General features: G+C 72.8%; 19 protein-coding genes. 12 read left to right on the forward strand and 7 right to left on the reverse strand.

Features of this window, described 5'->3' with window-relative positions; translation table 11 throughout:
• The first annotated feature begins 99 nt into the window (after positions 1 to 99).
• A complete protein-coding gene (locus tag ACICHK_RS26060) occupies positions 100 to 705 on the forward strand; it encodes a MarC family protein (RefSeq protein WP_103548086.1) in 606 nt (201 codons plus the stop codon).
• Positions 706 to 853: 148 nt separating this feature from the next.
• Here the strand turns inward: ACICHK_RS26060 and ACICHK_RS26065 are convergent, their stop codons facing one another.
• Positions 854 to 1,006 (reverse strand): hypothetical protein, encoded by a 153-nt coding sequence (locus ACICHK_RS26065; RefSeq protein ID WP_020136747.1) that lies wholly within the window; start codon positions 1,004 to 1,006, stop codon positions 854 to 856.
• A gap of 224 nt (positions 1,007 to 1,230) precedes the next feature.
• Here ACICHK_RS26065 and ACICHK_RS26070 point away from each other — a divergent pair, with 224 nt between their 5' ends.
• Positions 1,231 to 2,127 (forward strand): NYN domain-containing protein, encoded by an 897-nt coding sequence (locus tag ACICHK_RS26070; protein WP_151469825.1) that lies wholly within the window; start codon positions 1,231 to 1,233, stop codon positions 2,125 to 2,127.
• A gap of 83 nt (positions 2,128 to 2,210) precedes the next feature.
• Here the strand turns inward: ACICHK_RS26070 and ACICHK_RS26075 are convergent, their stop codons facing one another.
• Positions 2,211 to 3,080, reverse strand: coding sequence for an alpha/beta fold hydrolase (locus ACICHK_RS26075; protein ID WP_406838780.1), 870 nt, complete (start codon positions 3,078 to 3,080; stop codon positions 2,211 to 2,213).
• 185 nt (positions 3,081 to 3,265) lie between these two features.
• Positions 3,266 to 5,512, reverse strand: a complete 2,247-nt coding sequence (locus ACICHK_RS26080; RefSeq protein ID WP_406838781.1) for a DEAD/DEAH box helicase — start codon at positions 5,510 to 5,512, stop codon at positions 3,266 to 3,268.
• Positions 5,513 to 5,982: 470 nt separating this feature from the next.
• Here ACICHK_RS26080 and ACICHK_RS26085 point away from each other — a divergent pair, with 470 nt between their 5' ends.
• Complete coding sequence (locus tag ACICHK_RS26085; protein ID WP_406838782.1) at positions 5,983 to 6,744, forward strand: ferritin-like fold-containing protein; 762 nt, start codon at positions 5,983 to 5,985, stop codon at positions 6,742 to 6,744.
• 188 nt (positions 6,745 to 6,932) lie between these two features.
• Here the strand turns inward: ACICHK_RS26085 and ACICHK_RS26090 are convergent, their stop codons facing one another.
• From ACICHK_RS26090 to ACICHK_RS26105, 4 genes are all read right to left on the reverse strand, one after another.
• A complete protein-coding gene (locus tag ACICHK_RS26090; RefSeq protein ID WP_151472776.1) occupies positions 6,933 to 7,202 on the reverse strand; it encodes a hypothetical protein in 270 nt (89 codons plus the stop codon).
• Between the two features lie 169 nt (positions 7,203 to 7,371).
• Complete coding sequence (locus tag ACICHK_RS26095) at positions 7,372 to 7,599, reverse strand: DUF3107 domain-containing protein (RefSeq protein WP_028801993.1); 228 nt, start codon at positions 7,597 to 7,599, stop codon at positions 7,372 to 7,374.
• A 188-nt stretch (positions 7,600 to 7,787) separates the two neighbouring features.
• On the reverse strand, positions 7,788 to 8,429 hold the full coding sequence (locus ACICHK_RS26100) for a TetR/AcrR family transcriptional regulator (RefSeq protein WP_037620773.1): 642 nt from the start codon (positions 8,427 to 8,429) through the stop codon (positions 7,788 to 7,790).
• Between the two features lie 218 nt (positions 8,430 to 8,647).
• Complete coding sequence (locus ACICHK_RS26105) at positions 8,648 to 8,866, reverse strand: hypothetical protein (RefSeq protein WP_406838783.1); 219 nt, start codon at positions 8,864 to 8,866, stop codon at positions 8,648 to 8,650.
• Between the two features lie 160 nt (positions 8,867 to 9,026).
• Between ACICHK_RS26105 and ACICHK_RS26110 the strand changes: the two genes are divergently transcribed.
• The 9 genes from ACICHK_RS26110 to ACICHK_RS26150 all read left to right on the forward strand — a co-directional run bounded on the left by ACICHK_RS26110 (position 9,027) and on the right by ACICHK_RS26150 (position 20,501).
• The gene (locus ACICHK_RS26110; protein ID WP_406838784.1) at positions 9,027 to 10,016 is read left to right on the forward strand and encodes an alpha/beta fold hydrolase; all 990 of its coding nucleotides are present in this window, start codon (positions 9,027 to 9,029) and stop codon (positions 10,014 to 10,016) included.
• An 8-nt stretch (positions 10,017 to 10,024) separates the two neighbouring features.
• Positions 10,025 to 11,617 (forward strand): DUF3152 domain-containing protein, encoded by a 1,593-nt coding sequence (locus ACICHK_RS26115; RefSeq protein WP_406838785.1) that lies wholly within the window; start codon positions 10,025 to 10,027, stop codon positions 11,615 to 11,617.
• Positions 11,618 to 11,672: 55 nt separating this feature from the next.
• Positions 11,673 to 11,765, forward strand: a complete 93-nt coding sequence (locus ACICHK_RS26120; RefSeq protein WP_318658278.1) for an Ms4533A family Cys-rich leader peptide — start codon at positions 11,673 to 11,675, stop codon at positions 11,763 to 11,765.
• A 200-nt stretch (positions 11,766 to 11,965) separates the two neighbouring features.
• Positions 11,966 to 13,684 carry an ABC transporter substrate-binding protein gene (locus ACICHK_RS26125; protein ID WP_151472780.1) on the forward strand — a complete coding sequence of 573 codons (1,719 nt, stop codon included), beginning with the start codon at positions 11,966 to 11,968 and terminating at the stop codon, positions 13,682 to 13,684.
• Between the two features lie 4 nt (positions 13,685 to 13,688).
• Complete coding sequence (locus tag ACICHK_RS26130) at positions 13,689 to 14,756, forward strand: ABC transporter permease (protein ID WP_406838786.1); 1,068 nt, start codon at positions 13,689 to 13,691, stop codon at positions 14,754 to 14,756.
• Positions 14,753 to 15,751: an ABC transporter permease gene (locus ACICHK_RS26135; protein ID WP_406838787.1), complete on the forward strand. Its 999-nt coding sequence runs from the start codon at positions 14,753 to 14,755 to the stop codon at positions 15,749 to 15,751. Before ACICHK_RS26130 ends, ACICHK_RS26135 begins: the two co-directional genes overlap by 4 nt.
• Complete coding sequence (locus ACICHK_RS26140) at positions 15,748 to 17,409, forward strand: dipeptide ABC transporter ATP-binding protein (protein WP_406838788.1); 1,662 nt, start codon at positions 15,748 to 15,750, stop codon at positions 17,407 to 17,409. Before ACICHK_RS26135 ends, ACICHK_RS26140 begins: the two co-directional genes overlap by 4 nt.
• A gap of 210 nt (positions 17,410 to 17,619) precedes the next feature.
• Positions 17,620 to 19,368, forward strand: coding sequence for a DUF3492 domain-containing protein (locus ACICHK_RS26145; RefSeq protein WP_406841325.1), 1,749 nt, complete (start codon positions 17,620 to 17,622; stop codon positions 19,366 to 19,368).
• The gene (locus tag ACICHK_RS26150) at positions 19,365 to 20,501 is read left to right on the forward strand and encodes a hypothetical protein (protein ID WP_406838789.1); all 1,137 of its coding nucleotides are present in this window, start codon (positions 19,365 to 19,367) and stop codon (positions 20,499 to 20,501) included. Before ACICHK_RS26145 ends, ACICHK_RS26150 begins: the two co-directional genes overlap by 4 nt.
• The last annotated feature ends 170 nt before the right edge of the window (positions 20,502 to 20,671 follow it).

Consider the following 20,671-nt stretch of genomic DNA (forward strand, 5'->3'; position numbering starts at 1 on the left):
GTCGTGCCCCCCGTCCCGCCCCGCGGGACGACTGCCCGAAAGCGGTGGCCGGAAGACCCGCCCACCCACTCCCACCACCTCGCAAGGCTCTTCTCCAGCATGTTCGACGTCGCCGTCTTCGGTTCCCTCTTCCTCACGCTCTTCGTCATCATGGATCCCCCCGGGATCACCCCGATCTTCCTGGCGCTGACCGCCGGCCGTCCCGCCCGGGTGCAGCGGCGGATGGCCGTCCAGGCGGTCTGCGTCGCGGGTGGCGTCATCACCGTCTTCGGGCTCCTCGGGCACCAGATCCTGGACTACCTGCACGTGTCCGTGCCCGCGCTGATGATCGCGGGCGGACTGCTGCTCCTGCTCATCGCCCTCGACCTGCTCACCGGCAAGACGGACGAGCCGAAGCAGACCAAGGACGTCAACGTCGCCCTCGTGCCCCTGGGGATGCCGCTGCTCGCCGGGCCCGGCGCGATCGTGTCCGTGATCCTCGCGGTGCAGAAGGCCGACTCGGTCGCCACCCAGGTCTCCGTGTGGACCGCGATCCTCGCGATCCACGTCGTGCTGTGGGTCGTGATGCGCTACTCGCTGCTGATCATCCGCGTCATCAAGGACGGCGGGGTGGTCCTGGTGACCCGGCTCGCGGGCATGATGCTCTCCGCCATCGCGGTGCAGCAGATCATCAACGGCGTCACCCAGGTGATCCACGGCAGCTGACGGCCTTCCCGGCCGGACGACACGGAGCCCCGCACGGCATTGCCGTGCGGGGCTCCGAAGTCTCAGAAACGTCTGCTGTCCGCGACGCGTCTCGTCCCACGAGGCGCCTTCAGCGCGTCCTCGTCGGGCGAAGCGGACCCTCGTCGTGTCAAGAAGCGGTGGTGTCGGCCGGGCGGATCCACAGACGCTGCCCGATGGCGGCGGCCTGCTGAACGATCCGGTTGACGGAGGCGGCGTCCACGACAGTGCTGTCCACGGGCGTGCCGTCGACATCGTCGAGTCGCATGATTTCGAAGCGCATGGGCTTCTCCCTTCGTCTGGTCATCCTCCTGAGGAGAACTACTCGTGTGAGGAGCGAGGCGCCAGTGCCCTCGCTCACGTAAGGATGCAACGGGATGCGTGTTACAAACATTCCCTACGCTAAGGAAAATTTTCGAGAACCTAATTACTGGCGGGTAGGCCGGGTGGCGGAGACTGAACGGCGCCGGTTGTGTTCGCAGCGTGACCGCCGGGACAATGGTGATGATGAACGACGACCACGCGGCTCTCGCCGCCCGCATAGACCGTACGAACGAGTTGCTCCAGCGCATGCTCGCCGAGGTCGCGAAGACCCCCTCCACCCACGCGATCTTCGTCGACGCCGGATATCTGTACGCGGCCGCGGGGCGCCTCGTCGCGGGCACGGAGGACCGCCGTTCGTTCGAGCTGGACACCGAGGGACTCATCGAGGCGCTCATCGACCGGGCCCGCACGATCTTCGCCGACAGCCGGCTGCTGCGCGTCTACTGGTACGACGGCGCACGACGCCGCATCCACACCGCGGAGCAGCAGTCCATCGCCGAACTCCCGGACGTCAAGGTCAGGTTGGGAAACCTGAACGCCAACAACCAGCAGAAGGGCGTCGATTCGCTGATCCGCTCGGACCTGGAGTCCCTCGCCCGGCACCGCGCCATCAGCGACGCGGCACTGCTCGGCGGCGACGAGGACCTGGTCTCCGCGGTCGAGGCGGCCCAGGGCTACGGCGCCCGGGTCCACCTCTGGGGCATCGAGGCGCCCGAGGGCGGCAACCAGGCCGAGCCGCTCCTCTGGGAGGTCGACAGCCAGCGCACGCTCGACCTCGACTTCTTCAAGCCGTATGTGGCCAGGCGGACCGCCCAGTCGTACGACCCGACGGCGGCGGTCCGGCCCACCCGGGAGGACGTGCGCTTCGTGGGGGCCCAGATCGTCGCGAAGTGGCTGGCCGCACGCGGCCGCGAATCCCTGGCCGAGCTGCTTCCCGGGCACCCTTACCTGCCCGGCTCGGTCGACCAGGACCTGCTGGTCGAGGCCGAGGGCCTGCTCCAGTACTCCCTGCGCGGCCAGTCGGACCTGCGCCGCGCCCTGCGGGACGGCTTCTGGGAGCACCTTCAGGCGCAGTACTAGGCCGCCGGGCCGGGCGCGGTACCGGGCACCGTGCCAGACGCCGTGCCGGGTGCCGTACGGGCCCGCCCTTCGGGTGACGGGTCCTAGAGGGAGGCGCCGTCCCAGAACGCGGCCAGGGCGCGGGCGGTCTCCAGGGGCTGGTCGGCGTTCGGGGAGTGCTCCGCCCCCTCGACGACCGTGCGGTGCGCGTCGAGCCGTGCGGCCATCGTGTCCAGCAGGGCGACCGGCCAGGTGTCGTCACGCTCGCCGGAGAGCACGTGCTTGGGCAGGGGGACGGCGGCCAGTTCGGCGACGCGGTCGGGCTCGTCGCACAACTGGCGGCCCGTGGCGACGAGCTGGGCGGGGCTGTTGGCGAGCCAGCGGCGGCGCAGGTCGGCGAGGTCGTCGAGCCCCGCGTCCAGCCCGCCCGTCTCGGTCTCCTCGGGCGGCTCCATCGCCTGGATCGCCTCCCACACCTCGGCCATGCCCATCACGGCCAGCGCGTCCCGCAGCAGCTTGACGCGCTGCTGCTGCGCCTCGGAGATCTGCGCGGGGCCGGAGGCCATGAGCGTCAGGGACACGAACGGCGAGGCGTCGGCCAGTACCGCGGCGCGCGCGATCTGACCGCCGAGCGAGTGCCCCACGAGGTGCACGGGAGTGCCGACGGCGGCGGCCTGCGCGAGCACGTCCTGTGCCAACTCGCTCTGCGCGTAAGCCGTTTCGTCGTCCCGTGGCCCCCCGGTCTCGAACTGTCCGCGCCCGTCCACGGCCACCGTGCGGTAGCCCGCCGCGGCCAACGGCGCGTGCAGCGCGATGAAGTCCTCCTTGCTGCCGGTGAATCCCGGCAGCAGCAGGGCGGTCCCCTTGGACCGTCCCCGGGGCGCGGCGTCGAGCACGGCGAACTCGCCGCGCGCGGTGGACAACCGGTACGCGCGGACACCGGCGGGCGGAACGAACGTGTAGGGCCTGCTCATGCGGAGGAGGCTATCGGGCGCCGGTGACGGCCGCTCGACGGGTGCGTCGCTCCCGGCCCGGTGCCCGGTGAAGTCGGCCACGGCCGGCGGGCGGGGTGGTGTCGGGGGCGGAACCGGTGGCGGAGACGGGGAAACGCCGACGGCCCGGCCCCACCGGATGGGGGACCGGGCCGTCGGACGGGAGATCAGCTCTCCGTGGGCTCCGTGGCGACCGCCTTGCGGGTGCGTCGGCGGGGTGCGGGCTTGGTCTCCGTCGCCTCTCCGGCCTGGGCCGGGATGTCGGCGTCGGCGACTGCGACGGCCTTGCGGGTGCGTCGGCGTACGGGCTTCGCCTCGGCCGCCTCGGCGGTCGTGTCCGCGTCCGCGACCGTGGCCGCGGTCTTGCGGGTGCGCCGCGGCTTGGCCTCGGCGACCGCCTCCGCCGCCTTGCGGGTGCGCCGGCGGGGGGCGGGCTTGGTCTCCGTCGCCTCTCCGGCCTGGGCCGGGATGTCGGCGTCGGCGACTGCGACGGCCTTGCGGGTCCGTCGGCGTACGGGCTTCGCCTCGGCCGCCTCGGCGGTCGTGTCCGCGACCGTGGCCGCGGTCTTGCGGGTGCGCCGCGGCTTGGCCTCGGCCACCGTCTCGACGGCCTCGGTGGCGGCGGCCTCGACGGTGTCGACGACGGCCTCCGCGGTCTTGCGGGTCCGGCGCCGCACGGGCTTGGCCGGAGCCTCGGCGGCCTCGACGGCCTCGGTGACCGGCTCGGCGGCGGGCGTCGGCTCGGCGGCCTTGCGGGTCCGGCGGCGGGCCGGCTTGGCCGGAGCCTCCGTGACGGCCTCGGCGGCGGCGCTCTCGACCACGGCCTCGGCGGCGGTCACCACCGCCTCCGCCGTCTCGACGGCCGCGGCGGCGGGCTTACGGGTGCGGCGGCGGCGCGGCGCGGCCGGCTCGTCGGTGACACCCTCGGCCGTCGCCACGGCGGCCTCCGCGGCCTCGGTCACGGGAGCGGCGACGGCGGCCACGGGCTCGCCCGCTCCACCGCGCGTGCGCCGACGACGGCGCGGCGTGCGGGGCTCGACGGCCTCGACGGACGCGGGCGCGTCCGTGGCCGCCGGAGCGTCCGTGGTCGCGGGAACACCGTCGGCGGGCGCGCCGCCGCGTGTACGGCGGCGCTGGCGCGGGGTACGCGGCGCGCGCTCGCGCTCGCGCTCGACGGGCGCGGCCGAACGGCCGGTACGGCCACGCGGACCGCCACGGCCACCGGTCTCGCCCAGGTCCTCGACCTCCTCGGCCGCGAGCCCGGCGCGGGTGCGCTCGGAACGCGGCAGGACACCCTTGGTGCCGGCCGGGATGTTCAGCTCCTCGAAGAGGTGCGGGGAGGTGGAGTACGTCTCCGGCGGGTTGCCGAAGTCGAGGTCCAGCGCCTTGTTGATCAGCTGCCAGCGCGGGATGTCGTCCCAGTCGACGAGGGTGATCGCGATGCCCTTGGCGCCCGCGCGGCCGGTGCGGCCGATGCGGTGCAGGTACGTCTTCTCGTCCTCGGGGGACTGGTAGTTGATGACGTGGGTGACGCCCTCGACGTCGATGCCGCGGGCCGCGACGTCGGTGCAGACCAGGACGTCGACCTTGCCGTTGCGGAACGCGCGCAGCGCCTGCTCGCGGGCGCCCTGGCCGAGGTCGCCGTGGACCGCGCCGGAGGCGAAGCCCCGCTGCTGGAGCTGGTCGGCGAGGTCCGCCGCCGTCCGCTTGGTGCGGCAGAAGATCATCGCGAGACCGCGGCCCTCGGCCTGCAGTATGCGCGCGACCATCTCGGGCTTGTCCATGTTGTGCGCGCGGTAGACGAACTGCGCGATGTTCGCGACCGTCGCGCCCGAGTCGTCCGGCGCGGCGGCGCGGATGTGCGTGGGCTGCGACATGTAGCGGCGCGCGAGACCGATGACCGCGCCCGGCATGGTCGCCGAGAACAGCATCGTCTGACGGCGGGCCGGCAGCATGTTCATGATCTTCTCGACGTCGGGCAGGAAGCCCAGGTCGAGCATCTCGTCGGCCTCGTCGAGGACGAGCGCCTTGACGTGCTTCAGGTTGAGCTTCTTCTGGCCCGCGAGGTCCAGCAGGCGCCCCGGGGTGCCGACGACGACGTCGACGCCCTGCTTCAGGGCCTCCACCTGGGGTTCGTAGGCCCGGCCGCCGTAGATGGCCAGAACGCGTACGTTGCGGACCTTGCCCGCGGTCAGCAGGTCGTTGGTCACCTGGGTGCACAGCTCGCGCGTCGGGACGACGACGAGCGCCTGCGGGGCGTCGGTGAGCTGCTCGGGCTTCGCCCGGCCCGCCTCGACGTCCGCGGGGACGGTGACGCGCTCCAGCAGCGGGAGGCCGAAGCCCAGCGTCTTGCCGGTGCCGGTCTTGGCCTGGCCGATGACGTCGGTGCCGGAGAGGGCGACCGGGAGCGTCATCTCCTGGATGGGGAAGGGGTTGACGATGCCGACGGCCTCAAGGGCCTCGGCGGTCTCAGGGAGGATTCCGAGCTCTCGGAAAGTCGTAGTCAGGGTGCTGCCTCTTCTGTGTACGCGGTGCGAGGCGAGCGCGGGGGTCGTGTCGGGACCGTGCCGGGGACGTCGGCCGCTCTTGACGGGCGGGCCGAGTGGCATGGGACCACTGCCGACGCTCGAGCTCTCGTGCCGCTGAGGGTCCCTCCGGATGTCGTACGCAATGTGCCGTACCGACGAGGAGGGCTGTCGGGTCGGAGCCGATCGGGCCACCGACCGGGCATCCTCATTCGTGCGGCCCGTCGAATACTCGGCGGGCGCATTACCACCATACCCCGGAATCGCGCACATGTGATGGCCGATTTGGTCACGTAGTCGTCATCACACAGGTTGAGCGGGAACTTCCCCCGCGCTGCGAGCGGGCTATTGTGCGCTTCATGACGACGCCTGACAACGCCGCTGAGAAGCCCGCCGAAGCCCCCGCCGACACCGCCCCCGCGGCCACCGGAGTAGCCGCGCAGAACTGGGAGACGGCCTCGGCCGAGCCCCAGTACCGCGCCGCGGTCGTGGACCTGCTCGGAGCGCTCGCGTACGGCGAGCTCGCGGCGTTCGAGCGGCTCGCGGAGGACGCCAAGCTGGCACCCACGCTCAGCGACAAGGCGGAGCTGGCGAAGATGGCGTCCGCCGAGTTCCACCACTTCGAGCAGCTGCGGGACCGGCTCGCCGCGATCGGCGCGGAGCCGACGGAGGCGATGGAGCCCTTCGTCGCCGCACTCGACGGCTTCCACCGGCAGACGGCTCCCTCGGACTGGCTGGAGGGCCTCGTCAAGGCGTACGTCGGCGACTCGATCGCCAGTGACTTCTACCGCGAGGTCGCGGCCCGTCTCGACTCGGACACCCGCAAGCTCGTCCTCGGCGTCCTCGACGACACCGGTCACGCCGGTTTCGCCATCGAGAAGGTGCGGGCCGCGATCGACGCCGACCCGCGCGTGGGGGGCCGGCTCGCGCTGTGGGCGCGACGGCTGATGGGCGAGGCCCTGTCCCAGTCGCAGCGCGTGGTCGCCGACCGTGACGCCCTGTCGACGATGCTCGTGGGCGGTGTGGCGGACGGCTTCGACCTCGCGGAGGTGGGCCGGATGTTCTCCCGGATCACCGAGGCGCACACCAAGCGGATGGCGGCGCTGGGCCTGGCGGCCTAGGGCGTCCGGGGCCTCGTGCGGCCCGGAGCACCCGGGGCCCGTGCGGCCCCGGACGCCGAGGGCCCGGCCGGAGCGCCGGTGGCCCGGCCGTGGCGCGGAACGCCGAAGGCCCCGCGGCCCGGAGGACCTGACCGCTCCCCGTCTAGGGGCGCGGTTCACGGTCGCGGGAGCGGGGCCTTCGCAGTGGCTTACGCCGTCGCCGAGCGGCGTCGAAAGCGCTCCTCGGGGCGCAGCAGCAGCGACAGCAGCGCCGCGGAGACGGTCGCCGCGCCGAGGAGGATGGCCAGGAAGTGGCCCGAGCCCAGTGCCGTGTGCGTCAGGAAGGCGCCGAACAGGGCTCCCGCCACTCCGGTCGACAGGACCAGGCTGCGCGCCGGCAGCCGGTGGGGCAGGCGGTAGGCCGCCGCCCACGCCAGCGCGAGACCGAGCAGTGCGGAGCCGAGCGTTTCCAAGAACATGGTGAGGTCCCTCCCGCACGGCCGGCGCAAATCGGTCGTAGCCGGTCCTACCCCTGACGTTCGGAACGCAATCCTCCCCGGTGCCCGGCATGTGCTCCATCTGCGTACGCGAGGGGCTCGGTGACATCGTCACCGAGCCCCTCGGGCACTGCTTCGTCGCCCTGTCGTCCTACAGGGCGCTGAACCCGACCTTGCGCTGCGTGGGCTCGCCGAGCTCCACGTACGCCAGCCGGTCGGCGGGAACCAGGACCTTGCGGCCGTGGTCGTCCACGAGGCTCAGCAGCTGCGACTTGCCGGCCAGCGCCTCGGACACCGCGCGCTCGACCTCTTCCGGGGTCTGACCGCTCTCCAGAACGATCTCGCGGGGCGCGTGCTGCACGCCGATCTTGACCTCCACGGCTTTGTCCCTCCGACGGTCAGTCATGTGCGCGTTCGTACGCGCCGTACGCAGCACACATTAGCCCGGCGAGGGGACGCGCACGCTCAGCCCGGGAACGCCAGGAGCGAACAGCCGACGGGAACAAAAAAGCGGCCGGGACGTGCCCCGGCCGCTTCCTCCGCGCCGGTGATCCGGCGATCCGGTGCTCAGTGGTGGTCGGTACCGTGCAGCGGGAAACCCGCGATGCCCCGCCAGGCGAGCGAGGTCAGCAGCTGGACCGCCTGGTCGCGCGGGACGCTGCGGTCGCTGTGCAGCCAGGAACGGGCCACCACCTGGGCCAGGCCGCCGAGCCCCGAGGCGAGGAGCATCGACTCGGCGCGCGAGAGGCCCGTGTCCTCCGCGATGACGTCGCAGATCGCCTCGGCGCACTCGTGCGTCACCTTGTCGACGCGCTCGCGCACCGCCGGCTCGTTCGTCAGGTCCGACTCGAAGACCAGCCGGAACGCGCCGCCGTCGTCCTCCACGTACGCGAAGTAGGCGTCCATCGTCGCGCGGACGCGCAGCTTGTTGTCCGTGGTCGACGCGAGCGCCGTGCGCACCGCCAGGAGCAGGGACTCGCAGTGCTGGTCGAGCAGGGCGAGGTACAGATCGAGCTTGCCCGGGAAGTGCTGGTAGAGGACCGGCTTGCTGACGCCCGCACGCTCGGCGATGTCGTCCATGGCGGCCGAGTGGTATCCCTGCGCAACGAAAACTTCCTGGGCGGCGCCGAGGAGCTGGTTGCGCCGGGCACGGCGCGGCAGGCGTGTGCCCCGTGGGCGTGCTGCCTCTGTCTGCTCGATGGCTGTCACGCCGCCTCCCAAAGTTGTCCACGTGCGGTGTGCGCCGCGCCGCCATCGTACTTTTCGGTAACCCTGCTGTGTGCGGTGCGAGCGCAGAATTTCGCGGACCGGACCTCCTTCGGGGCGGCGCACAGTGTGCCGAAGGGGACGAGCCGGTCACCCCGGCCGCCGTGACGGGCCTGATCAGCGGAGCCGGGTCACCTGTAGCCGGGTCACCTGTAGCCGGGTCACCTGTAGTCGTCCTCGCTCAGCCGGACGACCCGGGCCTGTTCGGCCAGATCCGCGTCGTCGGCGTTGAGGCGGTCGCCCGGGGGTTCCGGGTCGACGTCGTCCACGGGGTCCAGTTCGGCGGACTGCTCGGCGGCGTCGGCCTCCGGTGTCTCCGGGTCGGGGATCTCCCGGAACTGGTCGTCGAAGGTTCCGGGGTCTGTCGGGTCGACTGTCATGGTTCCTCTTCCCGAACGGGTACGAGTGCGCTCCTGATGTGCGTACGAGTGCCCTCGTTCGAAGCCTAGGAGACACACGATCCGGCCGCTATGCGATCCGCCCGCCACCTGTGACGGCGAACACATGAGCCCCTGCGTGATCGTCTCGTAACATTGCCGCATGTCTTCGACCGAACTCCCTTCCGTGCCGGCCGCCAGCGTCACACCGAGGGTCGGTGCCGTCAGGGTCGCGGAAGGAGAGCGGCTGCGATCGGCCGCGCTGCCCGGCATGACGCTGACGGTCAGGTCGAGACCCCCGGCCCGGGAGGGACTTCCGCCCGCGCTGTACGTGCACGGTCTGGGCGGTTCCTCACAGAACTGGTCGGCGCTGATGGCCGGGCTCGACGGACTCGTGGACAGCGAGGCCCTCGATCTGCCGGGCTTCGGCGACTCGCCGCCGCCGGACGACGGCGACTACTCGGTCACCGGGCACGCGCGCGCGGTGATCCGCCACCTCGACGCGTCCGGACGCGGTCCGGTACATCTTTTCGGCAATTCACTCGGTGGAGCCGTCGCCACCCGGGTCGCCGCGGTCCGGCCGGACCTCGTCCGGACGCTCACGCTGGTGTCCCCCGCGCTGCCCGAGATCCGTGCCCAGCGCACCGCCTGGCCGACCGCCCTGCTCGCCCTGCCCGGGGTGGCGGGACTGTTCACCAGGCTCACCCGGGAATGGACCGCTGAGCAGCGCGTACGGGGGGTGCTGGCCCTCTGTTACGGCGATCCCGGCATCGTCACGCCCGAGGGGTTCCGCCACGCGGTGGAGGAGATGGAGCGGCGGCTCGCCCTGCCCTATTTCTGGGACGCCATGGCACGTTCCGCGCGCGGGGTCGTGAACGCCTACACGCTCGGAGGGCAGCACGGACTGTGGCGTCAGGCCGAACGGGTGCTCGCCCCGACGCTCCTGGTCTACGGAGGCCGTGACCAACTTGTCGGCTACCGTATGGCGCAGCGCGCGGCCCGTGCATTCCGTGACTCCCGGCTGCTTTCCCTGCCGGAGGCGGGACACGTCGCCATGATGGAGTATCCGGAGACGGTCGCCACCGCCTTCCGTGAACTCCTGGCGGATCTGGGAGAGTTGACCTCTCCGATGGCAGTCGGCGCGGAGAGCTGAGGCGGGAAGTGGGACGACACAGTCGTCGGGGGCGGGCCGACAAGACGGACACCGCGCGGACGCGGACGGTTCCGGCGGAGGGGGCGGCGCCCGCTCCGGCGCCGGGCCCGGACTCCGCCCGTCGCGCGGCGGCACGTCCGCCCGGTTCCCCGAATCCCTACCCGCCCGCGGGCGGGAGCCCGCGGCAGGGCGCACCCCGTTTCCCCGACGGCACTCCGGCGCACGGCGTTCCCCGGTTCCAGGGCGGCGCCCCGGCCCAGGGCGTGCCGCGTCTCGCCGACGGGACCCCGGCGCACGGTTTTCCGCGGGTGGCCGACGGGACTCCCGCGCGTGGGGTGCCGCGGTTCGCGGACGGGACCCCCGCACACGGCGTCCCGCGGCACCAGGACGGCACCCCGGCGCACGGGGTGCCGCGTTCTTTCGACGGGACCCCGGCACACGGAACACCGAGGCTTCCGGACGGAACCCCCGCACACGGAACACCGAGGCTTCCCGACGGGACCCCCGCCCACGGCGTGCCGCAGGTGCGGGGCGGACATCCCGAGCAGCGTGAACAGGGCGGCGGCTGGGGGGAGTCCAGGGCCGGCGGGGCTCCTCGGGGCACGCCCGCGGGCTCGCGGGTGCCCCGGCAGCGCGAGCAGGCCGCACCGGGGCCCCGGCAGGCGTACGTCGACGCGTTCGACTTCGACGGGCCCCGCGCCGCCGGCTTCGACGACTCCGCCGACTGGAGCGCCCGGGCCACCGACGCCGGTGAGCGGCCGCTCCGGGGAGCCGGCGGCCAGGGCGAGGACAAGGCCCGCAAGGGATGGGCGTTCACCGGGATCGCGGCGGCCGCCGTCACCACCGTGCTGGCCGTCGTCGTGGCCGGACAGATGGCCACGGGAGGCCATGACGCCGACGCGCGGACACAGTCCGCCGACGGCGGCCGGGCGACCCAGGACTCCGCCTCGCGCGGGGACGACCGGCCGACCCAGCCGCAGGTGGCCGCGGCGCCCCTGACGTACGACCAGCAGATGGCCAGGACGTACCCGCTCGGGGCGAAGCTCAAGGGGTCGGGGAAGTTCGAGGCGGTGCCCGGAGTCGTCAAGGCGCCCGGCAAGGGACGCAAGTACACCTACCGCGTCGACATCGAGAAGGGCCTCGGTCTCGACGGAGCGCTCTTCGCCGACGCCGTGCAGAAGACCCTCAACGACAAGAGGAGCTGGGCCCACGGCGGAGCCCGCACCTTCGAGCGGGTCGATTCCGGCGACGCGGACTTCGTCATCACGCTGGCGAGTCCCGGCACCACCGCCGAGTGGTGCGCCAAGTCGGGGCTCGACACCACGGAGGACAACGTCTCGTGCGACTCGGCGTCCACCGAGCGCGTCATGATCAACGCGTACCGCTGGGCCCAGGGCTCCAAGACCTACGGCTTCGGTGACGAGATTCACGCCTACCGCCAGATGCTGATCAACCACGAGGTCGGCCACCGGCTCGGATACGGGCACGTCACCTGTGAGAAGGACGGCGACCTCGCCCCGGTCATGCAGCAGCAGACCAAGTTCCTCGACCACGACGGAATCCACTGCAGGCCCAACCCCTGGCCCTATCCCGAGAGTTGACGGAAAGCGCGCAGAACGCTTTGACATGCGGAAAAAGATCGTTCATATTTTCCGCATGTCCTCCCGTCACGCCTCCGTTCGCGCCGCCATCGAGCTGGCGCTCATCGGCGTGACCGCGCTCTGCGTGGCCGACATCCACTGTTGCTGACGCCCGCCCCCGGCGAGTGCGTCGCTCTTCCTCCCGTTCTGTTCCCGTGCGCCGCCGAACCCCCGCGGTTCGGCGCGCCCGTGTCCCTTTCGGTCCGGTCGGACTCCGACGCCTGACGCCCTGGGCGAGCTCCGCGCTCTGCCGTCTCACTCCGTGTCATTCCGTCTCAGTATTCGAGTCATCCGAGAGGTCGTCTTCCGATGCGTCAATCGTCCGTCATAGCGCGCCGCGTGGCCGCGGCATCCGTCAGCCTGGTCGTGGCAGCGGGCGCCGCCGCCTGCGGGCCGAAGGACAACGATGCCAAGAGCTCCGGCGGCGACTCCAAGCCCCACAAGGGCGGCACGCTCACCGTCCTGAACTCCAATCCGCAGTCGGACTTCGACCCCGCGCGGCTCTACACCTCCGGCGGCGGCAACGTGCCCTCGCTCGTCTTCCGCACGCTCACCACCCGCAACCGTGAGAACGGCGCAGCCGGCGCCCAGGTCGTCCCCGACCTCGCCACGGACACCGGCCGCCCGAGCAAGAACGCGACCGTGTGGACGTACACGCTGAAGCCGGGACTCAAGTTCGAGGACGGCACGCCGATCACCTCCGCCGACATCAAGTACGGCATCGAGCGCTCCTTCGCCGCCGAACTCTCCGGCGGCGCGCCCTACCTGAGGGACTGGCTGATCGGCGGCGCCGACTACCAGGGGCCCTACAAGGACAAGAAGGGCCTCGACTCGATCGAGACGCCCGACGCGCTGACCATCGTCTTCCACCTGAACAAGCCCGAGGGCGAGTTCCCCTACCTGGCCACGCAGACGCAGTTCACGCCCGTCCCCAAGGCCAAGGACACCGGCACGAAGTACGAGGAGCACCCCGTCTCCTCGGGCCCGTACAAGGTCGTCAAGAACGAGAACGACGGCGAGCGCCTCACCCTGGAGCGCAACACCCACTGGTCCGCGTCCACCGACGCCGAGCGCAAGGCCTACCCGGACAGGATCGACGTCCGGTCCGGCCTGGACTCCTCCGTGATCAACCAGCGGCTGTCCTCCTCCCAGGGCGCCGACGCCGCCGCCGTCACCACGGACACCAACCTCGGCCCGGCCGAGCTCGCCAAGGTGACCGGGGACAAGGAACTGGCCTCCCGCGTCGGGACCGGGCACTTCGGCTACACGAACTACATCGCCTTCAACCCGAAGGTGAAGCCGTTCGACAACCCGAAGGTCCGCCAGGCGATCTCGTACGCCATCGACCGCACCTCGGTGATCAACGCGGCGGGCGGCTCCTCGCTCGCCGAGCCCGCGACGACCTACCTGCCGAACCAGAAGTCCTTCGGCTACACGCCGTACGACCACTTCCCGGCGGGCGCCTCCGGCGACGCGGCCAAGGCCAAGGCGGTGCTGGCCGAGGCCGGCTACAAGAACGGCCTGAGCGTGACGCTCACGCATTCCAACAGCAAGGACTTCGAGACCAGCCCGGAGATCGCGACCGCGATCCAGGACGCGCTCAAGAAGGCCGGCATCACGGTCAAGCTCCAGGGCCTGGAGGAGAACGACTACAGCGACAAGATCCACGGCGCGAAGACCGAGCCGGGCTTCTTCCTCGCCCACTGGGGTGCCGACTGGCCCTCCGGCGGCCCCTTCCTGGCCCCGATCTTCGACGGCCGGCAGATCGTGAAGGACGGCGCCAACTTCAACACCGGCTTCCTCGACGACAAGTCCGTCAACGCCGAGATCGACGCGATCAACAAGCTGACCGACCTCGGCGAGGCCGCCAAGCGCTGGGGCGCGCTGGACAAGAAGATCGGTGAGCAGGCGCTGACCGTCCCGCTGTTCCACCCCGTCTACAAGCGCCTGTACGGCAAGGGCGTCAAGAACATCGTGATCAGCGACTGGACCGGCGTCCTGGACATCTCCCAGGTCGCGGTGAAGTAGCACCGTGAGCGAGGCACTTGCCGCCTCCCCGGCCCCCGCGGCGGACCTCTCCGCCGCGGGGGCCTCGGGGGCCCGTCAGTTCTGGCGGCGGCTGCGTGCGCAGCGCGCCGCCCTCGTCGCGGCCGCCGTCGTCGCGCTGCTCGTCCTGGTCGCGCTCGCGGCACCGCTGCTCACGGCGATCGAGGGCCAGGACCCCACCACCTACCACCCCTCGCTGGTGGACTCCGCGCGCGGCGGCGTCCCCGTCGGCCCGCTCGGCGGCATCGGTGCCGACCACTGGCTCGGCGTCGAACCCCAGACCGGCCGCGACCTGTTCGCGCGCCTGGTGTACGGCGCGCGGGTCTCCCTCGGCGTCGCGATCGCCGCGACCCTGGTGCAGGTCCTCATCGCCGTGGTCGTGGGCGTCTCGGCGGCGCTCGGGAACCGATGGGTCGACCAGGTGCTGAGCAGGATGACCGAGATCATCGTCGCCCTGCCGCTGATGATCATGTCGCTGGCGCTGCTGGCGATCGTGCCCGGCAGCTTCCCGCGGCCCGTCCTGGTCGCCCTCGTCATCGGTCTGATCGCCTGGGGCACCCTCGCGAAGATCGTGCGCGCGCAGACGCTCACGCTCAAGCAGCTGGACTACGTCGCCGCCGCGCGGCTCAGCGGCTGGGGCACCTGGCGGATCGCCCGCCGCGACCTGCTGCCGGGGCTCGCCGCCCCGCTCATCACCTACTCCGCGCTCCTCGTGCCGGCGAACATCGGCGTCGAGGCCGCCCTGTCCTTCCTCGGTGTCGGCGTGAAGCCGCCGACACCGTCCTGGGGACAGATGCTGACCGCCGCCGACGTCTGGTACCAGGCCGCCCCGCAGTACCTGCTGCTGCCCGCGGGCGCGCTGTTCGTCACCGTCCTCGCCCTGACCGTCCTCGGCGACGGCGTGCGCACCGCCCTCGACCCGCGCGCGGCCTCCCGCCTGCGCGTCGGCACGGGCCGCAGGGGAGAGGCCAGGGCCGACGCGGGCACCGCCGCGGGCACGGACCCGCTCCGGCCGGGCACGCCCGCCGACGGGACGAAGGAGGCCACGGCATGAGCGGCTTCGGCGGATTCCTCCTGCGCAGGACCCTCGGCACCGTGATCACCCTCTTCGCCATCTCGGTGATCGTCTACGTCGTCTTCTACGCCACCCCGGGCAACGTCGCCCAGATCACCTGCGGCCCGCGCTGCTCGCCCGCCCAGGTGCACCAGGTCGCCGAGCAGCTGCGCCTCGGGGACCCGCTGTACGTGCGCTACGGGCACTTCCTCCAGGGACTCCTCGCCGGCCAGGACTACTCGACGGGCGCCTCCGTCCAGCACTGCCCGGCCCCCTGCCTCGGGCTGTCGTACCAGACGGACCAGCAGGTCATGCGGCTGATCCTGACGAAGCTGCCGGTCAGCCTGTCGCTGGTGTTCGGCGCGATGGTCGTATGGCTCGTGCTCGGCGTCGGCACCGGTGTGCTCTCCGCGTGGCGGCGCGGCCGGATCGGCGAGCGGGTGCTGACCGGGCTCACCCTCGCCGGCCAGGCGACGCCCGTCTTCGTCATCGGCCTGATCCTGATGATCGTCGTCTGCGGCCAGCTCGAACTGCTGCCCTTCCCGCAGTACGTGAACCTCTCCGACGACCCCGAGCAGTGGGCGTGGAACCTGGTGCTCCCCTGGCTCTCGCTCGCCCTCGTCGAAGCCGCCGCCTTCGCCCGGCTGACCAGGGCCTCGATGCTGGAGACGCTGGCCGAGGACCACATCCGGACCTTCCGCGCGTACGGCGTGGGGGAGCGGTCGGTCATCGGGCGGCACGCCGTCCGGGGAGCCCTCGCCCCGATCATCGCGCTGAACGCCAACACCTTCGGGTCGGCGGTCGGCGGCGCCGTGCTCACCGAGACCCTCTTCGGACTGCCCGGCATCGGCCAGGAACTGGTGCACGCGGTGAACGTCGTCGACCTTCCCGTGGTCGTCGGCATGGTCCTGGTCATCGGCTTCTTCGTGGTCATCGCCAACGCCGTCGCGGACGTGCTCTACGCGGTGGCCGACCGACGGGTGGTGCTGACATGAGCGACTCTTCCCCGACTCCCACCGGCGCACCGCTGGTCGAGGTGAGCGGCCTCGTCGTCGACTTCGGAGGGCTGCGGGCCGTCGACGGCATCTCCTTCCGGCTGGAGAAGGGTGCCGCGCTGGGCCTGGTCGGCGAGTCCGGCTCGGGCAAGTCCACCGTGGCGTCGGCCCTGCTGGCGCTGCACCGGGGCACCGGAGCGCGCGTCGACGGCACGGTCCGCGTGGCCGGCGTCGACGTCCAGCGGGCGTCCGACGGCGAACTGCGCGGACTGCGCGGCCGGAAGGCGGCCATGGTCTTCCAGGACCCGCTGTCCTCCCTCGACCCGTACTACGCGGTCGGCGACCAGATCGCCGAGGTGTACCGGGTGCACACCAAGGCGTCCCGGCGGGCGGCACGCGCGCGTGCCGTACAGGTGCTGGACCGCGTCGGCATCCCCGACGCGGCACGCCGGTCCCGCTCGCGCCCGCACGAGTTCAGCGGCGGCATGCGGCAGCGCGCCCTTATCGCCATGGCCCTGGCCTGCGAACCCGAGCTCCTGATCGCCGACGAGCCGACCACGGCCCTCGACGTGACCGTCCAGGCCCAGATCCTCGACCTCCTGCACACCCTGCGCCAGGGGACCGGGACCGGGCTGCTGCTGGTCACCCACGACGTCGGGGTCGCGGCCGGGAGCGTCGACGAGATCCTGGTGATGCGGCACGGACGCGCGGTCGAGCACGGCCCCGTCGCCGCCGTCCTCGGCGCGCCCCGGGAGCCGTACACCCGCGAACTCCTCGGTGCCGTCCCCCGCGTGGACACCCCCCGGACGGTCGGGCGGACCGGTCACGAGGGCGGCAGCGGCCCCGCCGAGGAGGCCCGGCCGGACGACGTGGTCCTCGAAGCGGTCGGGCTCCGGCGGGAGTTCGGGCGCGGGAAGCGGCGCTTCGCGGCCGTCGACGACGTGTCGCTGAGCGTCCGCCGGGGCGAGACCCTCGGCGTCGTCGGCGAGAGCGGCAGCGGGAAGACGACCCTGGGAAGGATGCTGGTCGGGCTCCTGGAGCCCACGGCCGGCGTGGTCCGCCACGAGGGACGCGAACGGTCCGGTGTCCGCCCCTCGGTGCAGATGGTCTTCCAGGACCCGGTGTCCTCCCTCAACCCCCGGCGCAGCGTCGGCGAGTCCATCGCCGACCCGTTGCGGGCGCGCGGGGAGAAGGACGAGGGGCGCGTCCGAGGACGCGTACGGGAACTGCTGGAGCGCGTGGGGCTCGACGGGGCGCACTACGACCGCTACCCGCACGAGTTCAGCGGCGGCCAGCGCCAGCGGGTCGGCATCGCGCGGGCGCTGGCCGCCGATCCGGCCGTCATCGTGTGCGACGAGCCGGTCTCCGCGCTCGACGTCACCACGCAGGCCCAGGTCGTGGCCCTGCTCGGCGAGCTGCAGCGGGAACTCGGCCTGGCGCTGGTGTTCGTGGCGCACGACCTCGCGGTCGTGCGCCAGGTCAGCGACCACGTGGCGGTGATGCGGCGCGGCCGGATCGTCGAGCACGGTCCCGCCGACGAGGTCTACGACAGCCCCCGCGACCCGTACACCCGGCAGCTGCTGGCCGCCGTACCGGCACTCGACCCGGAGGTCGCGGCACGGCGCCGCGCGGAGCGGGGGGAGCTGTCCCCGGCGTGACCCGAGGGCCCGGAGTCCTCGGGGACGCGCCCGGGTGATCTCGTAGCGCGACGAAACGCGGCCTGCGCGGGAAAGTTACGACCATTCACCCCTTCTGGTGGTACGACGGACAACCGTCCGTCGTACCACCGCCTTGTCCGCATACCTTCGTCCCGCTGCGAGCCGCCGGGTCAACGGCGGCTCCCCATACGGGAGATCGGGGGTGTGCTCGTGCGCATCGGACTGCTTACGGAGGGTGGCTACCCGTATGTGGGCGGTGACGCCGGACTCTGGTGCGACCGGCTCGTGCGCGGGCTCGGGCAGCACGAGTTCGACGTCTACGCGCTCAGCCGCACCGAGCGCCAGGAGGACCAGGGCTGGGTCCGGCTGCCGCCCCAGGTCGGCCGTGTGCGCACGGCACCGCTGTGGGCGGCGCACGACGACGGGGTGGTGTACGGGCGCCGGACCCGGCGCCGGTTCGCCGAGGCGTACGGGGAACTGCTGGCGGCGGTGTGCGGGAAACCCCGAGCCGCGAGCGCGGAAGCCTCGGGGGACCCGGAGGATTCCGTCGGCGCCGAGGCGGACCGTTTCGCCAGCGCTCTGTACGGGCTGGCCGAGCTCGCCCGGGACGAGGGCGGGCTGGCCGGCGCCCTGCGCTCCGAGACCGCGATGCGCGTCCTCGAACGCGCCTGCCGCGCACCGGGCGCACCCCGTACCGCCCGCACCGCGAGCGTGCCCGACCTGCTCACCGTCGCCGCGCACATCGAGCGCACCCTGCGCCCCCTCTCACTGGACTGGTACGAGGACGACGCGCTCGGCTCGGCCGACCTCTGCCACGCCGCGGCGGGCGGGGCGGCGGCACTGCCCGGCCTCCTCGCCCGGCACTTCCTCGGCGTCCCGCTGCTGGTCACCGAGTACGGCGTGCAGCTGCGGGCCCACTATCTGGCCGCCGCGACCCTCGAAGAGGCCCCCGCCGTCCGGGCGCTGCTCGCCGCGTTCCACGGCAGGCTCGCCACCGAGGTCTACCGCGCGGCCGCGATCGTCACCCCCGGCAACACGCACGCCCGCCGCTGGCAGGAGCGCTGCGGCGCCGACCGCGCCAAACTGCGCACCGTCCACCCCGGCATGGAGGCCGCGCGCTTCGCGGACGTGGGGGAGGGGGTGCGGGGCAGCCGGTGCGCGGACCCCGGCGCGCTGGTGTGGGTCGGCCGTATCGAACCGGCCAAGGACCTGATCTCCCTGCTGCACGCCTTCGCCGAGGTCCGCAGGGCCGAGCCGGACACCCGGCTGCGGATCGTCGGCGCCCCCGCGGAAGACCCCGAAGCCGCCACCTATCTGACCCACTGCAAGGCGCTGGCCGCGCAGCTCTTCCCCGACGAGGCGGAGGGCGTGCACGCGGTCGGCGACAACCCGGTCTCCTTCGAGGAGATCGGCGGTCCGGAGATCCCGAGCCTCGCGGAGGCCTACGCCTGCGGAGCCCTGGTCGTCCTGTCCAGCGTCGTCGAGGGCTTCCCGGTCAGCCTCGTCGAAGCCATGCTCTGCGGCCGGGCCACCGTCTCCACGGACGTCGGCGCGGTCGTCGAGGTCATCGGCGGCACGGGACTGGTGGTTCCGCCACGCAACCCGCGGGCGCTCGCGGAGGCGTGCGTGGCACTGCTGCGCGACCCCGAGCGCCGTGAGCGGCTCGGCGCGGCCGCCCGCGCACGCGCCCTCGAACTCTTCACCGTCGAGCAGAACATCACGGCATTTCACGGCATTTACCTGGAGATCGTCTCGCACTCCCCGGTGCGCCGGGTCGTCGTGGACGACGAGGGGGAACCGTTGCCCTTCGGCGTCCCCGCCGAGGCCCATGTGCCCGGCCGCTGGACCGTGACCCGCTTCATGACCGAGCGCCGGCCGCGCCGGGCGGAGGACGCGCCGGTACGGGCCACCGTGCCCCCGCCCGCGTCGGCAACCGTCTTCGCGGGGGAGGGCGCGTGACGATCGACAGCGCGGGACCGGGTGCCCCGGGCGGGCTCGACGACCCGGGCGAGCCCGGTCGGCCCGCAGGGCGCCGCGGCGCGGTGGACCCCGTGAAGGCGCTCATGCACCGGCACCGCGAGCTCTGCGAGCGGGCCGTGGACCCGCTGGAGATCGCGGCGGGCCTGGAGGCGCACGGTGTCACCGACCGGACCGCCGCCCGCCTGCGGCACCGGGACGTCTTCTCGCTCGCCGAGGAGATGTACGCCCGCGCCGCCCGCGACGGGGAGGCCCCGCCCCGCGCCGAGACCCCGGGGCGTCCCGGCCCGCGCGCCTACTGGGCGGCGCTCGCCCTGGTGCCGGGCGTCCTCGGTACGGCCGTCGTCGTCGCTCTGCGGCTCACCGGCGGACCGTCGCGTCCGGCCGTCGCCGCGTTCGGAGCCCTGGCCGTGGCGGCCGGTCTGTACCTCGCCTTCCGGCGCGGCCCCCTGAGCACCCGGAACCGCACGACGGGCGCCGCACGCGCGTGGACCTGCTGGCTCGTCGCGTACGCCCTCGCCGGCGACGGACTGCTGAGCGCCGGCCGGGACGGCGGCCCGCACGGTCCCTGGCCCCTGGCCACCGCACCCGTGCTGGCCCTCTTCCTGGCCTGCGCCCCGGCGGCCTGGTGCGCCCACCTCTTCGCCGCCCGTGCCCGTCACCGGCTGAGCGCCAGCCGGGGCCTGGAGGAGTTCGCCGCCTCCGTACGCCCTCTGCTCGTCGGGGTGTTCGCCCTGTTCCTGTCCGCGCTGTGCGGGCTGCTCGCGCTGTGCGGGGCGGTACTGGACGAGTCACCCGCCTACGCCGGAGCCGGTGCGCTCGGCGCACTGCTCCTCCTCGCGCGGATGCTCACGTCACGCGGCTTCACCCACGTGCCGGGCCGCGTGCTCGTCGGCGCGGGCGCGGCGGAGGCCACCGCCCTCGCCACGGTCCTCGCCGCACGACTGCCCGGCTGTTCCTTCCTGGCCGCCCCCGTCGACGGCCTGGTCGAAGCGGCGGGCCCCGGGGCCGTACCGGCTCTGGCCTGCGGGGCGGGTGCCCTCGTCCTCCTCGTCCAGGCGACCCGCACGCTCACCTGCGCCTCGGCCCACGCTCCGCCCTGCGAGGCCCCATGAGCCGCGATCGATCCGGACGGTCCGGGCCCCGAGGCACCGGCGCCGAGGCACCGGGACCGGGCCCGGCGGTCCGTTCGACCGGGCGGCCGGAGGCCGTCCGGAACCGGACCACGGCACTCCCACCGCCGTGAGTCCTCCCCGGAGTCCGGACAGCGTCCCGGATCCGGACC

The organism is Streptomyces sp. AHU1, assembly GCF_045343905.1.
GTDB classification, from domain to species: domain Bacteria; phylum Actinomycetota; class Actinomycetes; order Streptomycetales; family Streptomycetaceae; genus Streptomyces; species Streptomyces triticiradicis.